The following is a 22105-nucleotide window of genomic DNA, read 5'->3' on the forward strand; positions in this document are numbered from 1 at the left end:
GTCTTCCATCCAGCATGTCCGGCAATCAACTCGACAAGAAGTCCCAGGCCTGGTCGGCCCTGTTTTCCGAGCCGATGAGCGAGCTCGTCAAGCGCTACACCGCGAGCGTCGACTTCGACAAGCGCCTCTGGCGCGCCGACATCGACGGCAGCCTGGCGCATGCCGGCATGCTGGCCGCGCAGGGCATCATCGGTGCGCAGGACCTGGCCGACATCCAGCGCGGCATGGCGCAGATCGTCGCCGAGATCGAAGGCGGCACCTTCGCCTGGAAGCTCGACCTCGAGGACGTGCACCTGAACATCGAGGCGCGGCTGACGCAGCTGGTCGGCGATGCCGGCAAGCGCCTGCACACCGGCCGCTCGCGCAACGACCAGGTGGCCACCGACGTGCGCTTGTGGCTGCGCGGCGAGATCGATCGCCTCGGCCCGCTGCTGGTCGCGATGCAGCACGCGCTGGTCGAGCTGGCGGCGCAGCATGCCGACACCGTGATGCCCGGCTTCACGCACCTGCAGGTCGCGCAGCCGGTGAGCTTCGCGCACCACCTTCTGGCCTACGTCGAGATGTTCGCGCGCGATGCCGAGCGCCTGGCCGACGTGCGCAAGCGCGTCAACCGCCTGCCGCTGGGCGCTGCGGCGCTGGCGGGCACCAGCTACCCGCTGGATCGCCACGCCGTCGCCAAGGCGCTCGGCTTCGACGGGATCTGCGAGAACTCGCTCGACGCCGTCAGCGACCGCGACTTCGCGCTGGAGTTCGCCTCGTTCGCCTCGATCACGATGGTGCACGTCTCGCGGCTCGCCGAGGAGATCGTGCTGTGGATGAGCCAGAACTTCGGCTTCATCGACCTCGCCGACCGCTACTGCACCGGCTCGTCGATCATGCCGCAGAAGCGCAATCCGGACGTCGCCGAGCTGGCGCGCGGCAAGAGCGGCCGCGTGGTCGGCCACCTGATGGGCCTGATCACGCTGATGAAGGGCCAGCCGCTGACCTACAACAAGGACAACCAGGAAGACAAGGAGCCGCTGTTCGACACCGTCGACACGGTGGCCGACACGCTGCGCATCATGGCCGAGATGGTCGAGGGCATCGTCGTCAAGCCCGAGGCGATGGAGCGCGCCGCGCTGCGCGGCTACGCCACCGCCACCGACCTGGCCGACTACCTGGCGAAAAAAGGCCTGCCCTTCCGCGATGCGCACGAGGTCGTCGCGCATGCGGTGAAGCAGGCGATGGCGCAAGGCGTCGACCTGTCGGCGCTGCCGCTGGCCGCGCTGCAGGCCTTCCACCCGTCGATCGAGGCCGACGTGCTGCCGCTGCTGAGCCTGCGCGGCTCGCTCGAGGCGCGCCGCGTGGCCGGCGGCACCGCGCCCGAGCAGGTGCGCTTGCAGGTGGCGCGGCACCGCGCGAGGTTGTCCGCACCGGCCGCCTGAGCAACCACCCCAGCGCCCGGCCGCGTCGGGTCTAGCGCTTCACCAGCTCGACGCGCCGGTTCTTCGCCCGGCCGTCCTCGCTGCGGTTGTCGGCCAGCGGCACGGTCTGGCCGTAGCCTTTGGCCGTCAGGCGCGTGGCGGCGATGCCGCGGCCGACCAGGGCCTGCATCACGCTCGCGGCGCGCGCCTGCGACAGCTTCAGGTTGCCGTCCGCCGTGCCGGCGTTGTCGGTGTGGCCGCCGACCTCCAGCTTCAGGGCCGGCGCGGCCTTCAACATCTGCGCGGCCTGGTCGAGCTGCGACTGCGATTCGGCCTTGATCGTCGCCAGCCCGGTGTCGAAGTGCAGGTACAGGCTGACGCGGCCGTCCTTGTTCAGCCTGTCGAGCAGGTCGTTGGCGACGATGTCCTGCGTCATGGCCTGGCGTTCGACGATGAAGAGCTCGTAGCCGCCGCCGGCATCGAAGGGCACCACCATCGCCCAGGTCTCGCCGGCCGCGCGCGCCAGCTTGAACAGCGCCGCCCGGTCGCGGGTCGAGCCGTTGTGGCACAGCGCCTTGTCGGCGGTGATGCCCGCGCCTTCGACCACCACCGTGCCGCCGGCGGCGCGCACCGCGTTCGCGAAGTTGCGCTGGATCTGCAGCGCGCTGCCGGCCGGGCGGCCGTCGATCAGGCGGTAGTCGTAGCGCCAGGTGCGACCCTCGATGGTCTGCTCGGCCCCCGAGCAGTCCTCGCTGATCCTGGTCTGGAAGCTCATCGCGTCGAACTCCTTCATCTCGCAGTCGACGATCTGGTAGTTCGGCATGCGGTTGAACGCGGGGTGATCCTTGCAGCCTTCGACATCGGCAGCATGGACGGCGGGCACGGCAAGCAAGGCCAGCGCGATGGCGGCGGCCGTTCTCGGCAGGAACATGGTGGACAAGCCCTCGGGCAATCGACGAAGCGCGCGATGCTATCGGCGCCGGGCGCTCGATCGGCCGTGCGGCCGATAACGGCGGAGCGGCGCGTGAAATGCGCCCGCCTCGCTTTACATCACGGCAACTTCTTCTCCGCGTCGGAGATCGGCTGGCCCTTGTCGAAGACCACCTTCCAGACGCCCGGCGCCTCCTGGCGCCAGATCGAATTGAAACGCGACACGCGCTGGCCCGAGGGGTCGCGCACCGGCCCGGTGGAATGGGCCAGCGTGCCGTCGGCCAGCACCTCGACCTGGTCCGGCTCCCAGGAGAAAGGCGCCTGCTTGCCGTCATAGAAGGCCTTCCAGCCTTCGATCACCGCGGCCCTGCCGCGCAGCACGGTGTTGTTGCCGTAGAAGACGGCGTGCTCGGACAGGTGCCGGCCGAAGGCGGCGAGGTCGCGGTCGGCCATCGACCTGGCGAACGAACGTTCGGCCGCCTCCACCTGCTGGCGCAGCGCGGCGAGGTCCGGCGCGCTCGCCTGTGCGTGCACGTCGCCCAGGCTCATGGCCGCCGCCACCAGGCCGGCGCCGAGGACGGCGGGCCGCATCTCAACGCGACGCCGCGGACAGCGCCTGCGGTTCCTCGTGCAGCAGCCACAGCAGCAGGATCAGCGCCGCGGCGCCGCCGATCGGGAACAGCAGCACCGCGGCCGCGACCGGCGCGATCGCCGAACGGCGCATGCGGCGCACGCCGATGCCCAGCAGCACCCAGTGCAACGGGATCGCGACCGCGATCACCAGTCCCAGTGCCACCATGCGCGGCACCGATCCGGTGGTGTCGTTGACCATCGGCGGCAGGAACATCGCGATCGCCGCGACCGCGGCGACCAGCGCCAGCGCCGAATCGGCGAGGGCCCGGCGGGCCGGCTTGTTGATCATCTCGAGCGTCTCCGAATTCGATCGGGCCATCGTACGCCGAAGCCTGCTTGGCGTGCACCCACAATCCCCGGAATGGTCCGCCCTCTGCTCACTGCGTTCGCTCCCCCAAGGATCCGAAGGATCCCTCCCTGGATCCAGGGGGGCTCAGCGCCCTTCGGGCGGCCGGGCGGGCGAACTGTCGACCCCCTGCTCACTGCGTTCGCTCCCCCCAAGGGGGGCTCAGCGCCCTTCGGGCGGCCGGACGGGCGCTGATGTCCCCGCCCCGCGCCCGCCGCTGGATCGCGCACCTCGACATGGACGCGTTCTACGCCTCGGTCGAGCTGCTGCGCTACCCGGACCTGCGGGCCAAGCCGGTGGTCATCGGGGGCGGGCGGCGCCACCAGCCGGAGTTGCTGGCCGACGGCACCCGACGTTATGCGCGCCTGGCCGACTACACCGGCCGCGGCGTCATCACCACCGCCACCTACCCGGCGCGCGACCTCGGCGTGCATTCCGGCATGGGTCTGATGAAGGCCGCGCTGCGGGCGCCGCAGGCGGTGCTGCTGCCGACCGACTTCGAGCAGTACCGGCTGTACTCGCGCCGCTTCAAGGCCGCGGTGGCCGAGGTGGCGCCGCTGATCGAGGACCGCGGCATCGACGAGATCTACATCGACCTGACTGACCTGCCCGGCGCGCAGGAGCCGGTCGGCCACGACCCGCACGGCGGCGTGCGCGCGATCGCGCTGGACATCAAGAACAACGTGCGCAGCGCCACCGGCCTCAGCTGCTCGATCGGCGTGACGCCGAACAAGCTGTTGTCGAAGATCGCCAGCGAGCTCGACAAGCCCGATGGCCTGACCCTGTTGACGCACGACGAGCTGCCGACGCGCATCTGGCCGCTGCCGGTGCGGCGCATCAACGGCATCGGCCCGAAGGCCGGAGAGAAGCTCGCGACGCTGGGCATCCACACGATCGGCGAGCTCGCCGAGCGCGAGCGGCCCTGGCTGATCCAGCACTTCGGCCGGGCCTACGGCGCCTGGCTGCACGACGCGTCGCACGGCGTCGACGACCGGCCGGTGGTCACGCACAGCGAGCCGGTGACGATCAGCCGCGAGACCACCTTCGACCGCGACCTGCACGCCCGGCGCGACAAGGCCGAGCTCTCGGGCATCTTCACCCGGCTGGTCGAGCAGCTGGCGCTGGACCTGCAGCGCAAGGGCTATGTCGGCCGCACGATCGGCATCAAGCTGCGCTTCGACGACTTCAAGACCGTCACCCGCGACATGACGATCGCCGACCCCACCGCAGACGCCGCGACGATCCGGCTCGCCGCCGGGCTGTGCCTGAAGCGCGTGGACCTGGCAAGGCGCATCCGCCTGCTCGGCGTGCGCGTAAGTGCGCTGCGGCGTGCCGGGCAGCGCGCCTGAGCCTGCCCCGGGTCGCACCGGGGTGTGCGCCGCACGACCCGCCACCTAAGATGGACGCACGATGAAGAACACGCTCCTGGCCGCTTCCCTCCTCGCCCTGCTGCAGGCCGCCGCCCACGGCGGGCAGGTGCAGATCAGCGTCACGACGCCGGACGGCCAGCCGGCCGCCGACGTCGCGGTGATGGTGCATCCCACGGCCGCATGGACCGCGCAGCCGCTGCCCGAGCCGGTGGTGATCGCGCAGCGCAACATCCGCTTCGTGCCCTTCGTGACCGTCGTGCCGGTCGGTGCGACGGTGCGCTTCGTCAACCAGGACCGCTTCGACCACCACGTGCGCTCGCAGCCGGGCGGGCCGCTCGGCAACGTCGCGCCGGCCAGGCAGTTCGAGTTCCGCATGGCCGCCGCGGGCAAGGACCCCACGCCGGCGGACCTGAAGATGGACGTGCCCGGCACCGTCGCCCTCGGCTGCCACCTGCACGGCTCGATGCGCGGCCATGTCGTCGTCAGCACGACGCCGTGGTTCGCGGTCACCGACGACAAGGGCGTCGCGACCATCGCCGGCGTGCCCGACGGCCAGGTCGAGCTGAAGCTGTGGCATCCCGAACAGCTGAGCGACCAGGCCGCGATCCGGCTGCAGGTGGCGGGCAGCGCCAGCGCCGACGCCAGGCTCAACTTCGCGCCGCGCCGCCGCGGCGCCGCCGCACCGCCGCCGCGGTACTGAGGGCGGCGACGAGCGCGGCGGCCAGCAGCGCTCCGGCAGGGGGTTCGTCGATCGCGATCGTGACGTTCTGAACCATCACGCCGCCGATCGCATCGCCCACCTGGTCGGCGAGCATCAGGTCGGTGAACTGCAGCGTCGTGTACGCACCGACCCCGGTCCCGGTGCCGTGGAACAGCAGGGTGGCCAGCAGCAACGGGCCACCGGACTGCAAGTCGTCGAGGTAGGGCCCGACGCAGAACGCGCAACCGAGCGCCGAGCCCTCGAGAAGCGAGACCTCGACCAGCGTGATCTGGCCGAGCCAGAAGGCGTCGACGACGTCGACCACCGTCTGCGCCGCGTCCTGCGGATCGCCGAGCGCCTGGCCCACGGTCACGTCGTAGAGCGTCAGCATGGACGGGTCGTAGTGCAGCGACAGGTCGATGCCGGCCAGCTGCGTGCCCGGCGCCAGCCCGGACAGCACGAGGTCGACCTCCAGCGCCTCGGTGCCGTGCACCTTGGTGCGGTCCGGAATGAACTGCAGCACCGGTCCGGCGTGTGCGGCGGCAGCCAGCACGACCGCCAGCAACCCGGCGGCGAGCGAATGGATCAGCGTTCTCATCGAAGGTCCCTGTGAAGTCACTTGGCACAACCCGGATGCGCGCAGCGCAGCATCGCCTTGCGTGCATCGAGGATCGTGATTCGGCCGTCGCGGTCGATGTCGCGCGGGTCGCTGCGGCACAGCGCCGGCCCGCGCATCGACAGCGTGATCGCCGTGATGTCGTCGCGGTCGACCTGGCCGTCCTGCAGCACGTCGCCGTTCTGCAGCACGTGGTTGCAGGCCGCGACCTCGGGCGCGCCGACCCCGATGAAGCGCACCGGATCGACCGCGGCGATGCGGGTGAAGCTGCCGTTGCCCAGGCGGTCGAGACGGAATTCGACCGGGCCCAGCGAGCTGCCGGCCGGGCCGGCGTAGTACATGAACATCACCGGCAGCGGGCCGTTCAGGTCGAACTGGGGCAGCGCGTCGGTGAAGTCGGCGATGAAGCGCTGGTCCGGAGCGAATGCCCGCGGGCTGTGTTCGTCCGGGTGCGGCAGCACGTCGGGCGTGCTGAAGCTCGCAAACGACAGCGCGGGAACGCCGAGCCCGGCCCGCACCTCGCCGTTGGTGCGCTGGCTCGATACCAGCTGCCCGGCCGCGTACAGCCGCGGCCGGTACCGCGCACGGTCCTCGGCGGTCACCGCGTCGATGTGCGCCCTCGCGTAGTCGTAGGCCACCCAGAAGAAGCCGTTCGACGTGCCGCCGGCGGTGTTCGGCACGCCCCACTGCGGCGAGGCCGAGTTCGCCATCAGCAGCGCACCGCGGCGGTTCTGTCCGCTCGCGTCGACATAGGGCCGGTCGTCGTCGTAGCCGACGATGGTGACGGCGTGCCCGCCGGAAAGCTTGCCGCCATTGTCGTAAAGCACATCGTTGTTCATGCCGGGGCAGTCGACGCCGGTCTGCTGGCAGCCGCGGTCCCAGCCCCAGTGCATCACGTTCTCGTACTGGATGAAGGCCGAGGCCGCGATGCCGCCGTTCGCGAGATGCTGCTTGAGCGCGTCGAAGCCGGCCGGGCTGGTCATGTCGAAGAACGCGCTCGATGCCGTGCGGCGCGGCAGCGCCTCGATCCACTGCGCCTCGGTCGGCCACCCGTACACCACGTCGTCGAAGCGCCACGGGTCGTACGGCCGCGACTGCCAGTTGCCGATGCCCCAGCGCTCGAGGGCATTCATGCCGTCCCACAGCGAGCTGCCGCCGTCATCGGTCGTCCACTGGCCGTCCTTGCCGAAGGCCGCCCACTTGATCAGCGGGTACAGGAAAGCGGGACTGGCGATGTGCTCGGTCGCTCGCGACGGCCGCGGCGGGGCGATCGTCTGATTGCAGGCATCGAACTTCGCGCCGTCCCAGACGTGCTGCCCGGGGTTGGCGGGATCGGGGCTGGAGATCGGGCAGTCGGGCTGGCCGGTGCAGCGCAGCACGAAGGCGCCGACCGGCGGTTCGGCGCGCGCGACATGGCACTCGGGGTCGCGGGGCAGCCAGGTGCCCGAGACGTCGAGGCCTTCGTCCATCGCCTGCGTGTAGGTGGCCCAGTAGTAGCCCACCGACCAGGCGACGCAGGAAGCGCGCCCCTCCTGGTCGCCGATCGGCGGGAAGTGGTGCGACAGGCTGTTGTCGACGGCCGCCGGAAGGCCGGCGGCCGCGCCGGCCAGCAGGGCCCGCCGCCTCGACAGCGCGTTCGGCGCCGGCTTGGCCACGCGCCCGGCGCGGGCCCGTTGCGCGTCGGTGGCGCCGCTGGTGCAGTGCCGAGGCATCAGCGCGACGCGCTCCTGCGCCGACATCGCCGGCTGCAGCGCACGCGCGGCCGCTGCGGCGGGTGCTGGCACCGCCAGCGGCTGCACACGCTCGACCCGGTGGATGCTGCGTGCCGCGGCGAGCGCATGCGGCGGCAGGCTCGCCACCAGCACGTCGCCGGCCGCATAACCCCTGATGACGCCGCCGAAGGACACCAGGTTGTCACGGACGCGCAGCACATCGGCGTCGGACGCCGTCCGCGCCAGGTGCACACGCACCGTCACCAGTGCGGTCGCCGGGACCTGCGCCGCCACGTGGGGCGCCACTGCGAGCAACGCGGCCGCGAAGGCCAGCCGCACGCCATGCCGATGACCGGTGTCCATCGCAACTCCCTTCAAGCCGTGAATCCAGCTTAGGAGTCAGCCCGTCGCGCGCGTTGCGTTTGCGCAATCGTTGCGCCCCGCGGGGCGCCGGTCAGGCGCCGGTGGCCCGACGTGTCGGCAGCCGCCACAACCAGGTGCCGACGGCCAGGCAGCAGGCCGCCGGCAGCCAGGCCAGGCGCAGCGGCAGCATGAAGGCGCCCCAGGTCGAGCCGATGACCATCATCACCGTCGCGAACTGCTTGGCGCGCAGCGGCACCGCGTGGTGCAGCCGCCAGTCCCGCACCAGCGGGCCGAAGCGCGGATGGTGCAGCAGCCACGCTTCCCAGCGCGCACTGCCGCGCGAGAAGCAGTAGGCCGCCAGCAGCACGAAGGGCGTGGTGGGCAGCAGCGGCAGGAAGATGCCGACGATGCCGGTCAGCAGACACATCCAGCCGGCGATCAGCCACAGCCAGCGCTGCCACAGCGGGCGGTCGGGCGGCGGGACAGCCTCGGTGGGAACCGTCATCGGGCCATGCTAACCGCGTGAGCGACCGGCACGGCGGCGCCGGCGTCATCGTCGGCATCGGCGCCGCCGGGGCGGCCGGCGGTCCGGCCCAGCGGCTACAGTCCCCCGCCATGCCCGCTGCGCCGCGCGACCTGCGCTTCCCGTCGATCGAAGGCCTGCGCGCCTTCGAAGCCGCGGCACGCCTGGGCAGCTTCGAGCGCGCCGCCGACGAACTCGCGATCACCGCCAGCGCGGTCGGCAAGCGCCTCGCGACACTCGAGGAGCTGCTCGGCACGCCGCTGCTGACGCGCAGCGGCAAGGCGCTGGCGCTGACCGCCGCCGGCAAGGAATACCTCGAGCAGGTGCGCTCGGCGCTCGGGCTGCTCGCCGCGATGCCGCTGCACCAGCGCACCGTGCAGCGCATCGAGCGGCTGCGCGTCACCGCGCCGCCGACCTTCGCGCGCCAGATCCTCGTGCCGCGGCTGGAGTCGTTCACGCGGGCCCATCCGCAGATCGAGCTCGAGCTGCTGCTGTCGATTCCCTACCTCGACCGCTCGCCGCACGACTGCGACGTCGAAGTCTGGGCCGCCGGCGGCCGCGCGCCCGAACGCATCGGTCGGCCGCTGCTCGACGACCGCGTGCTGCCGGTGGCCGCACCGGCGCTGCTGGCGAAGCTGCCGCCGTTGCAGCGCCCGGCGGACCTGGGCGCCGCGCCCCTGCTGCGCACGCCGCTGGAGCCGTGGACGCCGTGGTTCCGCGCCGCAGGGCTCGACTGGCCGGAGCCGACCGGCGGGCCGCGGCTGATCGACCTCGGGCTGACGCTGGAGGCCGCGGTGTCGGGCCAGGGCATCGCGCTGGCGCGGCCCTCGCTCGCCCGCGCCTGGCTCGAGACCGGCACGCTGCAGCCGCTGTTCGCCATCACCTCGCCGGCGGCCAATCCGTACTTCCTGTCGCCCACCGACGTGCAGGGCGCCGCGGCCGCCTTCGCCGACTGGCTGCGCGCGGTCTGCGCCGAGGCCGAGGCCTGGGCGGCGGAATGGCTTTCCGGCCTCGGCTGACGAAGTTTCCGGCCGCGCGCCGGCCACGCCGCTAGCATCGCCGTCGAACGAGGAGACGAGGCCCGACCATGACCGTCATCACCAACATCGAAGACCTGCGCGTGCTGGCCCAGAAGCGCGTGCCGCGCATGTTCTACGACTACGCCGACTCCGGCAGCTGGACCGAAGGCACCTACCGCGCCAACAGCGAGGAGTTCCAGCGCATCAAGCTGCGCCAGCGCGTCGCGGTGAACATGGAAGGCCGCAGCACCGCGACGACGATGGTCGGCGTGCCCGTCTCGATGCCGGTGGCGCTGGCGCCGGTCGGCTCCACCGGCATGCAGCATGCGGACGGCGAGATCCTGGCCGCGCGCGCGGCCGAGAAGTTCGGCGTGCCCTTCACGCTGTCGACGATGAGCATCTGCTCGCTCGAGGACGTCGCCGCGAACACCACCAAGCCGTTCTGGTTCCAGCTCTACGTGATGCGCGACCGCGCGTTCAGCCAGCGGCTGATCGAACGCGCGAAGGCAGCGAAGTGCGGCGCGCTGGTGCTGACGCTGGACCTGCAGATCCTCGGCCAGCGCCACAAGGACCTGAAGAACGGCCTGTCGGTGCCGCCGAAGCCGACCTTCGCCGCGCTGGCCAACCTGGCCACCAAGCCGCGCTGGATCCTGGGCATGGCCGGCACGAAGCGGCGCCAGTTCGGCAACATCGTCGGTCACGTCGAGGGCGTCAACGACATGAGCTCGCTGTCCGAGTGGACCGCCCAGCAGTTCGACCCGACGCTCAACTGGGGCGACGTCGAGTGGATCAAGAAGCACTGGGGCGGCAAGCTGATCTTGAAGGGCATCCAGGACGTCGAGGACGCCAAGCTCGCGGTGGCCAGCGGCGCCGACGCGCTGATCGTCAGCAACCACGGCGGCCGCCAGCTCGACGGCGCACAGTCCAGCATCGGGGCGCTGCCGGCGATCGTCGACGCGGTCGGCTCGCAGATCGAGGTGCACATGGACGGCGGCGTGCGCTCCGGACAGGACGTGCTGAAGGCGCGTGCGCTCGGCGCGCGCGGCTGCTACATCGGCCGCGCCTTCATCTACGGCCTGGGCGCGATGGGCGAAGCCGGCGTCACGAAGGCGCTGGAAGTGATCCACAAGGAGCTCGACCTGACGATGGCCTTCTGCGGCCGCACGCAGATCGAGCAGGTCGACAAGAGCATCCTGCTGCCCGGCACCTTCCCGACCGCCTGACGCCGGGCCGGCCGGCCGCGCCGGCCCGGCACGGCGGGTCGCCGACAATCCGGCATGACCGCCTCTCCTGCCGGCGCGCCGACCGGCCCCGCCTTCGACATCCTCCCGCTCGCCCCCGAGGTCCTGGCCAACCTGCGCCAGCTCGGCTACGAGCGCATGACCCCCATCCAGGCCGCCAGCCTGCCGCTGGCGCTGGCCGGCCAGGACCTGATCGCGCAGGCCAAGACCGGCAGCGGCAAGACCGCGTCGTTCGGCCTGCCGCTGCTGGCCAACCTGAATGCGCGCCGCTTCGCGGTGCAGGCCCTGGTGCTGTGCCCGACGCGCGAGCTCGCCGAACAGGTCGCGCAGGAGATCCGCCGCCTCGCCCGCTCGGAGGAGAACATCAAGGTGATCACCTTGTGCGGCGGCGCCGCGATACGCACCCAGATCACCAGCCTGGAGCACGGCGCGCACGTGATCGTCGGCACGCCGGGCCGGGTGCTCGATCACCTGTCGCGGCAGACGCTCGCGCTCGACGCGCTGAACACGCTGGTGCTCGACGAGGCCGATCGCATGCTGGACATGGGCTTCGCCGACGACATGGCCGCGGTGATCGGCCACTGCCCGAAACAGCGCCAGACGCTGCTGTTCTCCGCCACCTTCCCCGACGACGTCGCGAAGCTGGCCGGCCGCTACCTGCGCGAGCCGAAGCAGGTGAAGCTCACCGAGCAGCATGCGGCGGCCACGATCCGCCAGCGCTTCTACGAGGTCGCCGAGGACCAGCGCCTGCATGCGGTCGGCCTGCTGCTGAACCACTACCGGCCGGTCAGCACGCTGGCGTTCTGCAATACCAAGCAGCAGTGCCGCGACCTGGTGGCGGTGCTGCGCGCGCAAGGCCTGTCGGCGCTCGAGCTGCACGGCGACCTCGAGCAGCGCGATCGCGACCAGGTGCTGGTGCAGTTCGCCAACCGCAGCTGCAGCGTGCTGGTGGCCACCGACGTCGCCGCGCGCGGCCTCGACATCGCGCAGCTCGAAGCGGTGATCAACGTCGACATCTCGCCCGAGCCCGAGGTGCACGTGCACCGCATCGGACGCACCGGCCGTGCGGGAGAGGCCGGCTGGGCCTTCAGCCTCGCCAGCCTGGACGAGATGGGCCGTGTCGGCCGCATCGACGAGCTGCAGGGCCGCGAGAGCGAATGGCATGCCTTGAGCGAGCTGGTGCCCACGTCCGCCGAGCCGCTGCACCCGCCGATGGCGACGCTGCAGATCCTGGGCGGACGCAAGGAAAAGATCCGTGCCGGCGACGTGCTGGGCGCGCTGACCAAGGACCACGGCTTCACGGCCACGCAGATCGGCAAGATCGACATCAACGACTTCTCGACCTACGTGGCGGTCGAACGCGGCATCGCGAAGGACGCGCTGCGCAAGCTCAATGCCGGCAAGGTGAAGGGCAAGACGGTGAAGGCACGCGCGCTGTGAGCGCCTTGTTCGCGACGCTCGGCCTGTCCGAGCCGCTGCTGCGTGCAGTGGCCGAGCAGGGCTACGCGTCGCCCACGCCGATCCAGGCCGCGGCGATCCCGGCGGCCCTGCAGGGCCGCGACCTGCTGGCGTCGGCGCAGACCGGCTCCGGCAAGACGGCGGCCTTCGTGCTGCCGCTGCTGGAGCAGCTGTCGCGCAGCGTGCGCCGCACCCCGCGTCGCACCCGCGCGCTGGTGCTGGTGCCCACGCGCGAGCTGGCCGACCAGGTGGCCGAGACCGTTCGCACGCTCGCCGAACCCCTGGCCGAGCCGGTGAAGGTGGCCTGTCTCTTCGGCGGCGTGTCGGTCAATCCGCAGATGATGGCGCTGCGCGGCGGCGCCGACGTGGTGGTCGCGACGCCGGGCCGGCTGCTGGACCTCGTCGAGCGCAACGCGCTGGGCCTCGCCTGGGCCGGCCTGCTGGTGCTCGACGAAGCCGACCGCCTGCTCGACGCCGGCTTCGAGGACGAGTTGCAGCGCGTGGTCGCGTTGCTGCCGCAACGCCAGCAGCGGCAGACGCTGCTGTTCTCGGCCACCTTCCCGCCCGCGGTCCAGGCGCTGGCCCGGGCGCTGCTGCGCGACCCACTGCGCATCGACCTGGCCGTCGATGCGGCAGACCCGCCCGCGATCACCCAGCGCGCGCTGCAGGTCGACACCGCGCAGCGCACGCCGCTGCTGCGCCACCTGATTGCACAAGGCCACGGCGATCGCGGCTGGGACCGCGTGCTGGTCTTCGTCGCGACGCAGTACGCCACCGAACACGTGGCCGACAAGCTGCGGCGGGCCGGCATCGCCGCGGCCGCGCTGCACGGCGAACGCAGCCAGGGGGCGCGCCGCCAGGCGCTGGCCGACTTCAAGGCCGGCCGGGTGCAGGTGCTGGTGGCCACCGACGTCGCCGCGCGCGGCATCGACATCCAGCGCCTGCCGGTGGTGGTGAACTACGACCTGCCGCGCTCGGCCGCCGACCACGTGCACCGCATCGGCCGCACCGCCCGCGCCGGCGAAGCGGGCCTGGCGATCAGCTTCGTCACCGCCGCGACCGAGGCGCACTTCCGGCTGATCGAGAAGCGCCAGGGCCTTCGCTTAACCCGTGAAGTGATCGGCGGCTTCGAGCCGACCGAAGTGCCGGTGGCGAGCGATCCGACCGGTGGCATCAAGGGGCGGCGCAAGAGCAAGAAGGACAAGCTGCGCGAAGCCGCGGCGCTGGCCGCTGCCGCTGCGTCGCCAGCGCCGGCACCCGCGACGAGAGCGCGGTCCGCGCGAAGCTAGGCCTGAGCCGCCCCCGGCGACGAGGGGGCGGCCGTTCTTCACACTTCGGCCCCCGGCAAGCGCCGCAACGCGGCTTCCAGCGCCGCCAGCGCATGCCGCACCTTGGCCGGCTGCGCACCACGCTGCGGGGTCACCCCCCACACCGGCGTGCTGGGCAGCCGCCAGCCAGTCAGCAGCGGCACGACGCGGCCGGCGCGCAGGTCCTCGTCGGCATCCGGCCGCACCAGCAGCGCCAGCCCGAGGCCGGCGGCGCACAGCTGCTCGATCGTCAGCTGGTTGTTGCTGACGATGCGCGGCTCGACCCGAAGCCGCTCGACGCGCCCGTCGGCCGCCGCCAGCTCGAGCATCAGGCCGCCTTCGGACCGCGCATCACCGCCCAGCCACTCGTGCCGGGCCAGGTCGGCCGGCGTCTCCGGCACGCCGGCGCGCGCCAGGTAGGCCGGCGACGCGCACAGCACCCAGCCGAAGCTGCACAGGCGCCGCGCGACCCAGCTGGAGTCGGGCATGCGGCCGGCGCGCAGCGCGAGGTCGACGCGGGCTTCGATCAGGTCGATCATCGCGTCGTCGACCAGCAGCCGCAGCTTCAGCGCCGGGTGCTGTGCCAGCAGCGGCGCCAGCGCCGGGCCGACGTGGCGCGCGAAGCCCACCGGCGCCGCCAGCCGCAGTTCCCCATCGAGCGCGTCACGCGCCAGCTGCAGCTGCTCGCGCGCCTGCGCGGCCGACTGCACCAGCGCCTCGCAGTGCGCATGCACGCGCTGGCCGACCTCGGTCAGCGCGAGCTTGCGCGTCGAGCGGTGCAGCAGCGTCACGCCGTGCGCGGTCTCCAGCGCGCGCACCCGCTGGCTCACCGCCGAGGGGGTCATGCCGAGCTGGCGCGCGGCACCGCTCATCGAGCCCGCACGGACCACGGCCGCGAACACCGACATCGCCTGCAAGTCATCCATGTCGACCCTCCATCTTGAAGCTGCACTTCAATCAGATGGCGATTCTCAACGGCTAGTTGGCTGATCGTGAAGCGGGAATCATAAGCAACGTTGCATTCCACCCCCGGAGACTTCCCCATGAACATCGCCCTCATCGGCGCCAGCGGCTTCGTCGGCAGCGCCGTGCTCGACGAACTGCTGCAGCGCGGTCACCGCGTCACCGCGATCGTTCGTGACGCCACGAAGCTGGCACCGCGCGACGGCCTGACCGTGGTCGCGGCCGACGTGCAGCAGGCCGCGCAGGTCGCGCAGGCGGTCGAAGGACACGACGCCGTGGTCAGCGCCTTCAATCCCGGCTGGTCCGACCCGAAGCTCTACGACCTGTTCCTCGCGGGCAGCCGCGCGATCGTCGCGGGCCTCAAGCGCGCCGGCACCCCGCGCGCGCTGATCGTCGGCGGCGCCGGCAGCCTGTTCGTCGCGCCCGGCGTGCAGCTGGTCGACACGCCGGCCTTCCTGGACCACGTGCCGCCGAACATCGTGCCCGGCGCGCAGGCCGCGCGCGATGCACTGGGCGAGCTGCGCGGCGAGACGCAGCTGGACTGGGTCTACCTGTCGCCGCCGGCCATGCTGAAGCCGGGCCCGCGCAGCGGCGCCTACCGCCTCGGTGGCGAAGAGCTGCTGATGGACGGCGCGCAGCCGGCCGGCATCACGGTGGCCGACCTCGCGGTGGCGATCGCCGACGAGCTCGCGACGCCGAAGCACCGCCGGCAGCGCTTCACGGTGGCCTCAGCCTGATCGGCCGGCGTCCTGGTCCTGGTCCTGGCCCAGACCCAGGTCCTGGTCCAGGCCGGCCTGCGCGGCGCCGGCGCTGTCGTACAGCCTGGGCGTGACGCCGCGCGCGGCCAGCGCCGGCCCCAGCTTCGCGCGCAGGAAGGCCGAGGTCGTGTAGCGCACGACGCTGCGGTAGTGCCGCTCGACCATCAGCCGCACCATGGCCGCCCAGTCGTCCTCGACCTCCGGGTCGAGCGCAAAGTGGTCGTAGTTGACGACGACGTCGACCTTGTAGGGCAGCGCCACGAGCAGGCGCTCGACCTCGCCGCGCACCGCCTCGACATCTTCCGGGCGCCGGATCGACAGGTGCTCGAAGTTGATGAACAGCGTGCGCCGGGCCTCGTCGAGATGGAAGCGCTCGGCCAGCGGCAGCAGCAGCAGGCGCGCGCGCAGGCCCATCGGCTCGTCGGCGAAGATCGCCGCGTCCATCAGCGCCGGCGGGCGCTCCATCACCGGCTCGAAGTCCATCAGCGCGAGGATGTCGCGCTGCAGGTCGACGCCGGGCGCGATCTCGATCAGCTCGAGGCCACGTTCGTGAAGCCGGAATACGCAGCGCTCGGTGACGTAGAGCACCGGCTGGCCGCGCCGCCAGGCCTCGCGGCCGGAGAAGGTCACCTGCTCGACGCGGCGCACGAACTTCGGCGCCGGCCGGCCGTCGGCGCCCTTGGCGCAGAAGCTGCCGACGAAGACCACGCGCTGCGCGTTCTGGCTGATGTTGATGAAGCCGCCGGCGCCGGCCAGGCGCGGGCCGAAGCGGCTGACGTTGAGATTGCCCTCGGCATCGGCCTGCGCGAGGCCGAGGATCGCGATGTCCAGCCCGCCGCCGTCGTAGAGGTCGAACTGGTAGGGCTGGTCGATGATCGCCTGGGTATTCACCGCGGCGCCGAAGTTCAGCCCGCCGGCGGGGATGCCGCCGATCACGCCGGGCTCGGCGGTCAGCGTGATCAGGTCGATCACCCGCTCCTCGGCGGCCACCGCGGCGACCCCCTCCGGCATGCCGATGCCCAGGTTCACGACCGCGTTCGGCTTCAGCTCCAGCGCCGCGCGGCGCGCGATCAGCTTGCGTTCGCCCGGGGCCATCGGCTCGACCCGGCCCGCCGGCACGCGCAGCTCGCCGGCGAACGCCGCGCTGTAGGGCTCGGCGAAGGTCTGCCAGTGGTAGCTGGGGTCCTCGGCGAGCACGATGCAGTCGACCAGCGCGCCGGGGATCTTGACCTCGCGCGGATGCAGCGACTGCGGCGCCGCGAGGCGCTCGACCTGCACGATGACGATGCCGCCGGAGTTGTGCGCGGCCATCGCGATCGCCAGCGCCTCCAGCGTCAGGGCCTCGCGCTCCATCGTGATGTTGCCGTCGGTGTCGGCGGTGGTGCCGCGGATGAAGGCGACGTCGATCGGGAAGGCCTTGTAGAAGAGGTAGTCCTCGCCGTCGATGGGCATCAGCCGCACCCGCTCCTCGGTGCTGCGGGTATTGATCGCACCGCCGCCCTGGCGCGGGTCGACGAAAGTGCCGAGGCCGACGCGCGACAGGTGCCCGGGCTTGCCCGCCGCGATGTCGCGGAACAGGTGCGAGATCACGCCCTGCGGCAGGTTCCAGGCCTCGATCTCGCCGGCGACCGCGAGCTTCTGCAGCGCCGGCACGAGGCCCCAGTGGCCGCCGATCACCCGGCCGACGAGGCCCGGATGGCCCAGGTGGTTGAGGCCGCGCGAGCGCCCGTCGCCCTGCCCCGCCGCGTACACCAGGCCGAGGTTGCGCGGCGCCCCGGTCGCCAGGAAACGCTGCTCCAGCGCCACCGCCAGGTTTTCCGGGAAACCGATGCCGACGAAGCCGCCGGTGGCCAGCATGTCGCCGTCGGCCAGCAATTGCACCGCTTCCGCCGCGCTGACCACCTTGCCGCGGCTGCCGGCCCGCAGCGCGCTCATGCGCTGGTGCGCATGGGATGAATGAGGCATGTCGCGTCTCCTCCTACCCCGACAATTGAAGCTTTCCGACGCGCTATTTTGCTGACACGAAGCTGACAGGAAGCCTAAGATCCGGGCAAGTCCCCAGTTCGCGAGGAGGCCCACGATGCTCAGCCTGCAGCAGTTGTCGATGGTGAAGCGCTGGCACCAGGCGCATCACCGCGAGAAGGGCCTGGAGTACCAGCTGTGGGACGCGATGCTGACCTGCTGGATCCTGGGCTGGATGGGCCTGCCGGCCGCGATGCTGCTGGCGCCGGAGATCGGCCTGCTCGCCTGCCCCCTGCTGTACGTCGCGCCGTCGCTCTACGTGCGGCTGCGCGCGCGCCTGCATCGCCTGGGCGTGCTGCGCTGCGACTGGCTGTCGAGCGCGGTGGCCTGACGCGGCCCGGACCGGCCGGTCAGCGCCCGCCCTGGTAGATCTCGAACAGCATCAGCGCCAGGCGGCGCAGCAGCGGGTCGACCGACCCGTGCGCCATCGCGATGCGCTCGAAGGCGTAGGCGCGGTCGTAGCGCATGCGCTGGACCGCGACCGCCTCGCCGAAGCCTTCCATGCGGAACTGGAAGCTCGCCAGCAGTCCCATGTCGATGCAACAGGCCGGCACCAGCGCCGGCAGAACACGGCCACCGCCAAAGTAGGCCTGCGGCAGGCGCTCGAGTTCGGCGGGGGTGGCGGGGGACGCGGTGGACATCGCGGCGGCCTCGGCGTGATGGGCAGTGGAGCCATCTTGCGCGTGCGCGCCGCACCGCGATGTGCCGAGAAACGGCCGCGCGGGATGTCAGTTCAGGTCTTCGGCAGCGTCACGCCGCGCTGGCCCTGGTACTTGCCGCCGCGGTCCTTGTAGCTGGTCTCGCAGACCTCGTCGCTCTCGAAGAACAGCACCTGTGCGCAGCCTTCGCCGGCATAGATCTTCGCCGGCAGCGGCGTCGTATTGCTGAACTCCAGCGTCACGTAGCCTTCCCATTCCGGCTCGAAAGGCGTGACGTTGACGATGATCCCGCAGCGGGCGTAGGTGCTCTTGCCGAGGCAGATCGTCAGCACGTTGCGCGGGATGCGGAAGTATTCGAGCGTGCGCGCCAGCGCGAAGCTGTTCGGCGGAATGATGCAGACGTCGGACTCGATGTCGACGAAGCTCTTCTCGTCGAAGTTCTTCGGGTCGACCACCGTCGAGTGGATGTTGGTGAAGACCTTGAATTCCGGCGCGCAGCGGATGTCGTAGCCGTAGCTCGACGTGCCGTAGCTGACGATCTTGTGCCCGTCGGCCGATTGGCGCACCTGGCCCGGCTCGAACGGCTCGATCATGCCGTGCTGCTCGGCCATGCGGCGGATCCACTTGTCGCTCTTGATGCTCATGGCCTGGATTCTAAGAAGGACCGGGGTGCGGGCCAGCCCGCATGGCGGGCCATCTGCAGCTGTGCTGAGATGGCGCAATCGAGACAGTTGGGAGAGCCGTCATGGCCGCCAGTCCGTTCCGCCCGGCGAACGACCTGCTCGTGCAGTACGCCGAGTACCACCGCGACCGCCGCAACATCGTCACCCACTTCTTCGGCATCCCGCTGATCGTCTTCGCGATCGGCGTGCTGCTGGCGCGCGTCGATGTCGCCGGCGTGAAGCTCGCGTGGATCGTCTGGGCGCTGACGACGGCCTGGTACCTGACGCGCGGGCAGCTGGCCCTGGGCATCGCGGTCAGCGTGGTCAACGGGGCCCTGATCGCGCTGGCGATCCCGCTGGCGGCCGGCTCGCTCGGCAGCTGGCTGGGCTGGGGCCTCGGCGTGTTCGCGGCCGGCTGGGTGCTGCAGTTCATCGGCCATTACTACGAAGGCCGCAAGCCGGCCTTCGTCGACGACCTCGTCGGCCTGCTGGTCGGCCCGATGTTCGTGGTCGCCGAGTGGCTCTTCGCTGCCGGCTGGGGCCGCGAGCTGCTGGCCGAGATCGAGCGCCGCGCCGGCCCCGCGCACCTGCGCGACCTGGCCGCGCCGATGGCGCGCTAGGCCGGCCCTGAAGACCGGTGCGATGAGCCCGGCCGCCCGCGGCCCGGTGCTGGTGATGGGCACCGGCAGCGTCGGCGGCTGGCTCGGCGGCCGGCTGCAGGCCGCCGGCGTCGAGGTGCACTTCGTCGGCCGGCCGCGGGTGCTGAAGGCGCTCGCCAGCCGGGGCCTGCGCCTGACCGACCTCGACGGCGGCGACCTGCGCCTGAGCGCCCACGCGCTGCACCTGCACGAACACGTGCCGGCCGGCCTCGTGCCGGCGCTGGTGCTGCTGTGCGTCAAGAGCGCGGCCACCGCGGAGGCCGCGCGCGAGCTCGGCGCGCAGCTGCCGCCCGGCACGCCGGTGCTGTCGATGCAGAACGGCATCGCCAACGCGATCGCCGCGCAGCAGGCGGCGCCGTCGCTGCGCTGTCTGCCGGGCATGGTGCCCTACAACATCGCCGAGCTCGCTCCGGGCCACCTGCACCGCGGCACCGATGGCGTGCTGGCGGCGCAGCGCGACCCGGTGCTCGAGGCCTGGCAGCCGGTGTTCGCCGCCGCGGGGCTGCCGGTCGAGCTGCATGCCGACCTGCGCTCGGTGCAATGGGGCAAGCTGCTGCTGAACCTGAACAACGCGGTCAATGCGCTGTCCGGCCTGCCGCTGCGCGCGCAACTGCTCGACCGCGACCTGCGCCGCTGCACCGCGGCGCTGATCGACGAAACGCTCGACGTGCTGGCCGCCGCCGGCATCGCGCCGGCCCGGATGTCGCCGCTGCCGCCGCGCTGGATCCCGCGGGTGCTGCGGCTGCCGACGCCTCTGTTCCGCATCGTCGCGGCGCGCATGCTGCGCATCGATCACCAGGCCCGCTCGAGCATGGCCGACGACCTGGCGCTCGGCCGCATCACCGAGGTCGACGCGCTGCAGGGCGAGGTCGTGCGGCTGGCGCAGCGCCACGGCGTCGCTGCGCCGCGCAACCAGCGCATTGCGGCGCTGGTCGAGGCCTGGCCGGTGCGGCGCCACCCCTTCGCCGGCGCCGAGCTGTGCCGGGCGCTGGAAACCGCGTGAGCCCACCCGGATACTGTACAAATCCACAGTCATCCGTCGCAGAATCGGCCACCGCCAACTCCGGGAGCCGACCATGACCACGAATCCGGGCACCGTGCCCACCCCAACCACCCGCTGCGCGAGCGGCCGCTTCGAGGTGCAGATGACGCCGCAGCCCGCGCGCGACGACGCCGCATCGCCGCTGCTGGGCCGCCTGACGCTCGACAAGCAGTTCAGCGGCGACCTGCAGGCCACCGGTCGCGGCGAGATGCTGACCGCCGGCACCGATGAGATCGGCTCGGCGGGTTATGTCGCGATCGAGCATGTCAGCGGCACGCTGCACGGCCGCCGCGGCAGCTTCGTGTTCCAGCACAGCGGGCAGATGAACCGCGGGGCGCCGATGCTGACGATCAGCGTGGTGCCCGATTCCGGCACCGGGGAGTTGATCGGCCTGGCCGGCACGTTCCAGATCGACATCGTCGACGGCCGGCACCTGTACCGCTTCGACTACACGCTACCCTGAACATCCGCGGGCGGCTGCCAGTCGCCCAGCACGTCCACGGCACGGGGCTTGGGCAGCACCCGCTGCGGGCTGCCGACCGGCGTGCCCAGCGCCACCCAGCCCACCAGTTGTTCGCCGGTCCGGCAGAACGCCGCCTGGATCGCCGGCTGGCGCACCTTCGCACCCGAGAGCATCTTGCCGCCGAAGCCCAGCGCCGCCGCGGCGTTCAGCAGGTTGGTCAGCGCCCCGCCGAGGCAGGCCCACTGCTCGTGCACCGGCACCTGCGGGTGACCGGGATCGAGCCGCGCGATCACCGCGACAGTGACCGGCGCGCGGCGCGCGCGGTCGGCGTCCAGCGCGGCGCCGGCGGCATCCTTGCCGCCTTCGAGCGCCGCCCGTTCGAACAGCGCCGCCAGGCCCTCCCGGGCCGCGCCCCGCACCACGGCGAAACGGAACGGCACCAGCCCGGCATGGTCGGGCGCGCGCAGCGCCGCCTCGACCATGCGTTGAAGCTGCGCCTCGTCCGGCCCCGGTTCGGCCAGGTGCTTGGCGCCGACCGACTGGCGCGCGCACAGCAGCGCCAGCAGGTCATGGCCGCTCACTTCGCTGGTCATTCGTCCTGCAACGAGCGCAGCTCGTCGAGCGTATTGGCGTTGAAGAAGGCGCCGGCATCGTCGAAGACCACCTCGACCCCGCGCTGGCCCGAGGTCCAGCGGTCGATCTTGCGCTCGCCGGCCCGCACGGCTGCGGCGAGCGCCTCGCGCAGGCTCGCCCGCATCAGGCAGAACACCGGCTGGCGCCGGTGCTCGCCGGCCTCGATCGTCGCCGCGATCGCCAGGTCGGCCCGGGCATCGCTGGCAGCGCGTGACAGGCGAGCGACCAGGTCGGGCGGAAAGTCCGGCGTATCGCATGGCACGGTGACCAGCCACGGCGTCTCGCAATGCTCGAGCCCGGCGAGGAAGCCGGCGAGCGGGCCGGGGTAGTCGGGCAGCGCATCGGGCCACACCGGCACGCCGAATGCCGCATAGGCCTCGAGGTGGCGGTTGGCATTGAGCATCGTGCGGCCGACCTGCGGCGCCAGGCGCTCCAGCGCATGCAGCGCCAGCGGCCGGCCGCGGTGCAGCTGCAGGCCCTTGTCGACCCCGCCCATGCGGCTGCCGCGGCCACCGGCCAGCACCAGACCGGTGATGTGGTCGCGGTCGATCCGGGCGGCGATGTCCATCGCGCCGACTGTAGCGTCGGGCAGGCCCTGGCATCGGCCGGAGCCGCTTGGGTCT

General features: G+C 71.8%; 24 protein-coding genes. 12 read left to right on the forward strand and 12 right to left on the reverse strand.

What is annotated here, in order from left to right:
* The first annotated feature begins 14 nt into the window (after positions 1-14).
* Positions 15-1424, forward strand: coding sequence for an argininosuccinate lyase (argH, locus tag P1K89_RS04540; RefSeq protein WP_284615174.1), 1410 nt, complete (start codon positions 15-17; stop codon positions 1422-1424).
* Positions 1425-1455: 31 nt separating this feature from the next.
* Here the strand turns inward: argH and P1K89_RS04545 are convergent, their stop codons facing one another.
* From P1K89_RS04545 to P1K89_RS04555, 3 genes are all read right to left on the reverse strand, one after another.
* On the reverse strand, positions 1456-2334 hold the full coding sequence (locus P1K89_RS04545) for an OmpA family protein (RefSeq protein ID WP_284615175.1): 879 nt from the start codon (positions 2332-2334) through the stop codon (positions 1456-1458).
* A gap of 119 nt (positions 2335-2453) precedes the next feature.
* Positions 2454-2924, reverse strand: a complete 471-nt coding sequence (locus P1K89_RS04550; protein WP_284615176.1) for a YybH family protein — start codon at positions 2922-2924, stop codon at positions 2454-2456.
* Between the two features lies 1 nt (position 2925).
* Entirely contained in the window at positions 2926-3285 is a 360-nt protein-coding gene (locus P1K89_RS04555) for a hypothetical protein (RefSeq protein ID WP_284615177.1), read from the reverse strand.
* A 221-nt stretch (positions 3286-3506) separates the two neighbouring features.
* Between P1K89_RS04555 and dinB the strand changes: the two genes are divergently transcribed.
* Positions 3507-4661 carry a DNA polymerase IV gene (gene dinB, locus P1K89_RS04560; RefSeq protein ID WP_284615178.1) on the forward strand — a complete coding sequence of 385 codons (1155 nt, stop codon included), beginning with the start codon at positions 3507-3509 and terminating at the stop codon, positions 4659-4661.
* Between the two features lie 61 nt (positions 4662-4722).
* A complete protein-coding gene (locus P1K89_RS04565) occupies positions 4723-5382 on the forward strand; it encodes a cupredoxin domain-containing protein (RefSeq protein WP_284615179.1) in 660 nt (219 codons plus the stop codon).
* Here the strand turns inward: P1K89_RS04565 and P1K89_RS04570 are convergent.
* The 3 genes from P1K89_RS04570 to P1K89_RS04580 form a co-directional block, all read right to left on the reverse strand.
* Positions 5330-5980 (reverse strand): hypothetical protein, encoded by a 651-nt coding sequence (locus P1K89_RS04570; protein ID WP_284615180.1) that lies wholly within the window; start codon positions 5978-5980, stop codon positions 5330-5332. The two genes, P1K89_RS04565 and P1K89_RS04570, sit on opposite strands and share 53 nt — an antisense overlap.
* Before the next feature lie 17 nt (positions 5981-5997).
* Positions 5998-8073: a C1 family peptidase gene (locus P1K89_RS04575; RefSeq protein ID WP_284615181.1), complete on the reverse strand. Its 2076-nt coding sequence runs from the start codon at positions 8071-8073 to the stop codon at positions 5998-6000.
* A gap of 91 nt (positions 8074-8164) precedes the next feature.
* The gene (locus P1K89_RS04580) at positions 8165-8578 is read right to left on the reverse strand and encodes a YbaN family protein (protein ID WP_284615183.1); all 414 of its coding nucleotides are present in this window, start codon (positions 8576-8578) and stop codon (positions 8165-8167) included.
* Between the two features lie 110 nt (positions 8579-8688).
* Between P1K89_RS04580 and P1K89_RS04585 the strand changes: the two genes are divergently transcribed.
* From P1K89_RS04585 to P1K89_RS04600, 4 genes are all read left to right on the forward strand, one after another.
* Positions 8689-9615, forward strand: coding sequence for a LysR substrate-binding domain-containing protein (locus P1K89_RS04585; protein ID WP_284615184.1), 927 nt, complete (start codon positions 8689-8691; stop codon positions 9613-9615).
* Positions 9616-9683: 68 nt separating this feature from the next.
* The gene (locus P1K89_RS04590) at positions 9684-10838 is read left to right on the forward strand and encodes an alpha-hydroxy acid oxidase (RefSeq protein ID WP_284615185.1); all 1155 of its coding nucleotides are present in this window, start codon (positions 9684-9686) and stop codon (positions 10836-10838) included.
* Between the two features lie 54 nt (positions 10839-10892).
* On the forward strand, positions 10893-12296 hold the full coding sequence (gene dbpA / locus P1K89_RS04595) for an ATP-dependent RNA helicase DbpA (RefSeq protein ID WP_284615186.1): 1404 nt from the start codon (positions 10893-10895) through the stop codon (positions 12294-12296).
* Positions 12293-13603 (forward strand): DEAD/DEAH box helicase, encoded by a 1311-nt coding sequence (locus tag P1K89_RS04600; protein WP_284615187.1) that lies wholly within the window; start codon positions 12293-12295, stop codon positions 13601-13603. The genes dbpA and P1K89_RS04600 overlap by 4 nt, the downstream gene beginning before the upstream one ends.
* Positions 13604-13641: 38 nt before the next feature.
* Here the strand turns inward: P1K89_RS04600 and P1K89_RS04605 are convergent, their stop codons facing one another.
* Entirely contained in the window at positions 13642-14547 is a 906-nt protein-coding gene (locus P1K89_RS04605; protein ID WP_284615188.1) for a LysR family transcriptional regulator, read from the reverse strand.
* Positions 14548-14664: 117 nt separating this feature from the next.
* On the opposite strand from P1K89_RS04605, the gene P1K89_RS04610 reads away from it, so the two are divergent.
* Complete coding sequence (locus P1K89_RS04610; RefSeq protein WP_284615189.1) at positions 14665-15321, forward strand: NAD(P)-dependent oxidoreductase; 657 nt, start codon at positions 14665-14667, stop codon at positions 15319-15321.
* On the opposite strand, the gene P1K89_RS04615 is transcribed toward P1K89_RS04610, so the two are convergent.
* The gene (locus P1K89_RS04615; protein ID WP_284615190.1) at positions 15313-17307 is read right to left on the reverse strand and encodes an acyl CoA:acetate/3-ketoacid CoA transferase; all 1995 of its coding nucleotides are present in this window, start codon (positions 17305-17307) and stop codon (positions 15313-15315) included. The two genes, P1K89_RS04610 and P1K89_RS04615, sit on opposite strands and share 9 nt — an antisense overlap.
* A 115-nt stretch (positions 17308-17422) precedes the next feature.
* Between P1K89_RS04615 and P1K89_RS04620 the strand changes: the two genes are divergently transcribed.
* Positions 17423-17695, forward strand: a complete 273-nt coding sequence (locus tag P1K89_RS04620; protein ID WP_284615191.1) for a hypothetical protein — start codon at positions 17423-17425, stop codon at positions 17693-17695.
* A gap of 19 nt (positions 17696-17714) precedes the next feature.
* On the opposite strand, the gene P1K89_RS04625 is transcribed toward P1K89_RS04620, so the two are convergent.
* Together P1K89_RS04625 and dcd are read right to left on the reverse strand one after the other, a co-directional pair.
* Entirely contained in the window at positions 17715-18005 is a 291-nt protein-coding gene (locus tag P1K89_RS04625) for a hypothetical protein (RefSeq protein WP_284615192.1), read from the reverse strand.
* Between the two features lie 92 nt (positions 18006-18097).
* Positions 18098-18667: a dCTP deaminase gene (gene dcd, locus P1K89_RS04630; protein WP_284615193.1), complete on the reverse strand. Its 570-nt coding sequence runs from the start codon at positions 18665-18667 to the stop codon at positions 18098-18100.
* 101 nt (positions 18668-18768) lie between these two features.
* On the opposite strand from dcd, the gene P1K89_RS04635 reads away from it, so the two are divergent.
* The 3 genes from P1K89_RS04635 to P1K89_RS04645 all read left to right on the forward strand — a co-directional run bounded on the left by P1K89_RS04635 (position 18769) and on the right by P1K89_RS04645 (position 20849).
* On the forward strand, positions 18769-19305 hold the full coding sequence (locus P1K89_RS04635) for an Mpo1 family 2-hydroxy fatty acid dioxygenase (RefSeq protein ID WP_284615194.1): 537 nt from the start codon (positions 18769-18771) through the stop codon (positions 19303-19305).
* Between the two features lie 22 nt (positions 19306-19327).
* Complete coding sequence (locus P1K89_RS04640) at positions 19328-20347, forward strand: 2-dehydropantoate 2-reductase (RefSeq protein ID WP_284615195.1); 1020 nt, start codon at positions 19328-19330, stop codon at positions 20345-20347.
* Between the two features lie 73 nt (positions 20348-20420).
* Positions 20421-20849 (forward strand): DUF3224 domain-containing protein, encoded by a 429-nt coding sequence (locus P1K89_RS04645; protein ID WP_284615196.1) that lies wholly within the window; start codon positions 20421-20423, stop codon positions 20847-20849.
* Here P1K89_RS04645 and P1K89_RS04650 read toward each other — a convergent pair.
* Together P1K89_RS04650 and mobA are read right to left on the reverse strand one after the other, a co-directional pair.
* Positions 20834-21442, reverse strand: a complete 609-nt coding sequence (locus tag P1K89_RS04650) for a nitroreductase family protein (RefSeq protein ID WP_284615197.1) — start codon at positions 21440-21442, stop codon at positions 20834-20836. The genes P1K89_RS04645 and P1K89_RS04650 overlap by 16 nt on opposite strands.
* Positions 21439-22050 carry a molybdenum cofactor guanylyltransferase MobA gene (mobA, locus tag P1K89_RS04655; RefSeq protein ID WP_284615198.1) on the reverse strand — a complete coding sequence of 204 codons (612 nt, stop codon included), beginning with the start codon at positions 22048-22050 and terminating at the stop codon, positions 21439-21441. The genes P1K89_RS04650 and mobA overlap by 4 nt, the downstream gene beginning before the upstream one ends.
* Between the last annotated feature and the right edge of the window lie 55 nt (positions 22051-22105).

The organism is Aquabacterium humicola, assembly GCF_030167915.1.
Taxonomy (GTDB): domain Bacteria; phylum Pseudomonadota; class Gammaproteobacteria; order Burkholderiales; family Burkholderiaceae_C; genus Pseudaquabacterium; species Pseudaquabacterium humicola.